The organism is Paenibacillus elgii NBRC 100335, assembly GCF_004000865.1.
GTDB classification, from domain to species: Bacteria; Bacillota; Bacilli; order Paenibacillales; family NBRC-103111; genus Paenibacillus_G; species Paenibacillus_G elgii.
In genome coordinates, this window is sequence record NZ_BIMB01000112.1 from 1 (window position 1) to 3,865 (window position 3,865).

The 3,865-nt window shown below is 45.4% G+C and carries 3 protein-coding genes and 1 pseudogene; 3 read left to right on the forward strand and 1 reads right to left on the reverse strand.

Annotated elements, in window-relative coordinates; translation table 11 throughout:
- Positions 1-389: 389 nt before the first annotated feature.
- The 3 genes from PEL01S_RS33925 to PEL01S_RS33935 all read left to right on the forward strand — a co-directional run bounded on the left by PEL01S_RS33925 (position 390) and on the right by PEL01S_RS33935 (position 3,252).
- The gene (locus PEL01S_RS33925; protein ID WP_127463339.1) at positions 390-1,022 is read left to right on the forward strand and encodes a DJ-1/PfpI family protein; all 633 of its coding nucleotides are present in this window, start codon (positions 390-392) and stop codon (positions 1,020-1,022) included.
- Positions 1,023-1,078: 56 nt separating this feature from the next.
- Positions 1,079-2,263 (forward strand): stalk domain-containing protein, encoded by a 1,185-nt coding sequence (locus tag PEL01S_RS33930; protein ID WP_163768552.1) that lies wholly within the window; start codon positions 1,079-1,081, stop codon positions 2,261-2,263.
- A 65-nt stretch (positions 2,264-2,328) separates the two neighbouring features.
- The gene (locus tag PEL01S_RS33935; RefSeq protein WP_255320199.1) at positions 2,329-3,252 is read left to right on the forward strand and encodes a CapA family protein; all 924 of its coding nucleotides are present in this window, start codon (positions 2,329-2,331) and stop codon (positions 3,250-3,252) included.
- A gap of 101 nt (positions 3,253-3,353) precedes the next feature.
- Here PEL01S_RS33935 and PEL01S_RS33940 read toward each other — a convergent pair.
- Positions 3,354-3,865 (reverse strand): annotated as a pseudogene (locus PEL01S_RS33940) (hypothetical protein); the annotation flags it as partial.

The following is a 3,865-nucleotide window of genomic DNA, read 5'->3' on the forward strand; positions in this document are numbered from 1 at the left end:
TTTGCTCCTCCGTAGGATAGATGCGAAAGCGAAAAGCTTTATGATGCAACATGCGAGCATTTACCTCTTTTGGTGATTTCATCATAATTATAGCACATATGTTCGTATTCATACACAAGAGATGCTGATTCATCTCCCCCTTATCGAAGAGGGAGTCTTCTCAGCCTTAACGATAAAAGTTTTTAATCCAAATATAACTCACACCATGACCGAGGCTGCCGCATTGAACGGCAGCTTTGTTGCGCTAAAGGGCAGAATCGTGTCAAAAATCACTGACATACTGTTGTCAACATTAGACGTTTACAATTAGCTGCAGGAAAGGAGAACGGTACGAAGAGCGGAATACACACGCAAAATTGACGAAATCATACATAATCGAGGAGAAGCAGATGAAATACGCTTATGCTTATGTGCTGGATACGATGGCGGATTGGGAGCTTGGCTTTGTAATAGCAGAGCTCAACTCAGGTCAATATTTTAAAAATCGAGGGAGCCGCATTCCTGTCAAAATGGTTGGGGCTTCCAAACGCCCGATCACGACAAAGGGCGGCATGACGATCCTGCCAGATCTGACGGTTGATGAGATCACGCATGAAACCTCTGCGATCTTGCTCTTGCCGGGGGCAGACCATTGGAATGATGCCGAACATGCATCAGTTGTCGAAAAAGCAAAACAACTGCTGGACGCAGGCGGCAATGTTGCAGCCATCTGCGGAGCGACCGCCGCGCTTGCAAATTCCGGTTTATTGGATGATCGTCAACATACGAGCAACAGTCTGGACTATTTGACTCTGTTCTGCCCCACCTACAAAGGCGCTGCCTGTTATAAAGACGAGAAGATCGTTGTAGACGGCAATCTGATCACAACCGGTGCCGCCGGCGGACTTCTATTGGCGCGTGAGGTTATTGCGCTGCTGGATCTCTTTAAAAAGGAAACGTTAGAAGCGTGGTATAACTATTTCAATACTGGCGACTGCAAACATTTTTATACCATGATGGCGACGCTGCAAGAGAGCGATTGAACATTGTACTTGCACGAATCGTCATAATGTATAAAAAATGGAACAGGAGTGAGAACATGAGTAAAAAGTGGATGGTCAGTATCCTTACTTTAACCGCACTGATTATGTTGTCTGGCACTGTTTTTGCTTCAAGTAGTCTTAAGATCAGTATTAATGGAGTACATGTGCAATTGCCTAACGAGGCTAAATTAGAGGATGGTCAATTACTTGTTCCCATCCGTTGGATCACCGAAAAACTTGGAGCAACCCTAGCCTGGAGCGAAACGGAATCCTCGATAAATATCAAAACAGCGAATCAAATTCAAATTGACCGCTTCATGGATGTTAAACGAAATACGACCGCAAGAAAACTTGTTGAATTATGGCTACAAGGCGTTCGTACAAGAAGCGGATCATTGCAATACGCTACACTTTCTCCGCAGTTACAACAGGCAACTTTCAAGACATTTGAGAACCAATACTGGGGGACGGGCGGTTCAAGTCCTTGGATTGAAAATGTCGTTATCGGTTCAGAAGAAAAGGTAAAAGACGATCTGGTCAGATTCGTTGTCGAGTACGATTTAGCCTCCTCCAATTGGCATTGGAGCGGAGGGAGAAAAGAGATAACTGTTGAACGTATTCAAAGTTCGCCATATGAAGAATGGCAAATCACTTCCATTCATGCAAAGTCTAATGAGTACGAAATATTTACCCCTTCGGAGACTGTAGATGACACTGAAGTCACAACAACGTCTCCTCAAGCAAACGGCTCTGTAAATCTCACTGACGATGAGGCAAAAGCTATTCTCAATCGGCTTATACCAAAGGCAGTAGATTTATATGGAATGTTTAACGGATCGGATAGCTTCAAAGTCGATAAGGCCAAAACAATTCCAGGTGAAGAGGGGTACGCTCAAGTAATAGACGAAAATTTCAAATCCGTAGCGGATTTAAAAAAAGCGGTAGAGGACGTATTTACAATTGATTGCGCACAAAAAATATTTTATTCTCGTTACCTGACGCCGGACAAAGATCGTCCACTTTATAAGGATTATGAAGGGAAGCTTTATGTGGACAAAAATAATGGAGGACATGGGTGGGCAACGGAATTTCTAATCGATACCGCGAAGCTAAAAGGCCAAAAAGATCATGCTGCAGAAATTGAGCTGGACACTACAGTACTTGACGATCCGGGTGATAAATTGACTATAAGTATTGTATATGTAAATGATAAGTGGCTTCTGGCATCACGACTAGATTAATTAGTAGAAAGCCCAACTTACAAGCATTTCACACTTCTTTCGCATAAGGTGTAATCAGGAAAGGAGTGGGTGGATTGACGAAAATCACAATCGCTGCAGTCGGGGATTTGCTGATGAAAAAGAAGATGATCGCCTCAGCCGCACGGGAAGGCGGATTCGCTCCTATTTTTGCCAAAGTGAAGCCCCATCTGCGGAAATCCGATTTAACGATTGGCAATCTGGAGACGACCTTCTCCGGCAATAATTTTCGCGGAGAGCCCGGAAAACTATTGTTCAGCTCCCCGGACAAATTCGCTGCTACGCTCCGGAACCTGGGCTTCGATGTATTGAGCACAGCCAATAACCATTGTATGGATGGGAAACGAGCCGGTTTGAGGCGAACATTAAACGTCCTCGATCGATACGGTCTGCGACATACGGGCACGTATCGCTCCGCCCAGGAAGCCCGCCGGAAATTGATTGTTAACGTAAAGGGAATAAAAATCGGAATATTGGCTTATACGAGAGGAACGAACGGGATTCCAGTGCCGGAGCCATGGTCCGTCAACAGGCTAAACCCGAAAAAAATAATAGCAGACGTACGCAGCTTGAAGGGTAGAACAGATTTTATCATCGCTTGCCTGCATTTCGGGAAAGAATTCCGAACTTATCCCGACCGCAACCAAATCCGGCTCATGCGGCTGTTGTTTAAGAATGGTGTGAATGTCGTGCTGGGAGCGCATCCCCATGTGCTGCATCCGATAAGAATGTTTAAGATGAAGGACATCGACGGACTTACTAGAAATCGGGTAGCGGCGTCTTCTCTAGGAAATTTCGTATCTACCGAACTTCCCCAACATACCGCTAGACTGCGAGGAACCATCTTGAGGTTAACCTTAACGAAAAATGCAAAAGGGGTAACGGATGTGTTGAAGATGTCATCTGTGCCAACCCGCATTTTGCAAAATATAGGGAAGAAAAACGTTTACCGGGTTATGCCGGGTAAATAGCGACTGGCATTGGCCGATGATGACACATAAGCCCGGGAACAAAGCAGCATCGCTTTCGCTTCCCGGGTTGTTTTTCTGAAAAGCAGCCGTGCTTTAACGGGTTAATTTTCGTTCAACTCGCTGGAAATTTGAACACCGAATTGTTCAAAACGGGCGATAGCTGCATCAATTGACACTAATGTTTCTGGTAAATACACTCCTCCACGTGCAGTTTGTTTGCCATCCAGTCCTAGAATATGCTCAATTACAACCAATACGCCAAGGGCTGTAAGATGTGCTTGCCCCTTCGGATCCGAAACGATTGTGCGTTGCTTTCCTGGGAGGCCTGATTTTAGAATCCCCTCAATTTCGATATAAAGGTCTTGAGAGGCTTGACCTCCGGTTTTAGTCCCTATAGATTCGCCTTGAATGAAATCGAATCGAATGTTCGGTGCGTGAGTAGCAGCCGCTAAGCTTGGAACGTCGAGCAGCCCCATGGGAAGACCTTCCAAACAACTGCCATCCGATAAGCGGACTTTCCTTGGGTGTTGGTTGGCATTTACCCAAATCCAATTGCCGTTTTGGCGTAATAGAGCTCGACCGTTGAACACTCCCACCACCTGCGCTAATGGCG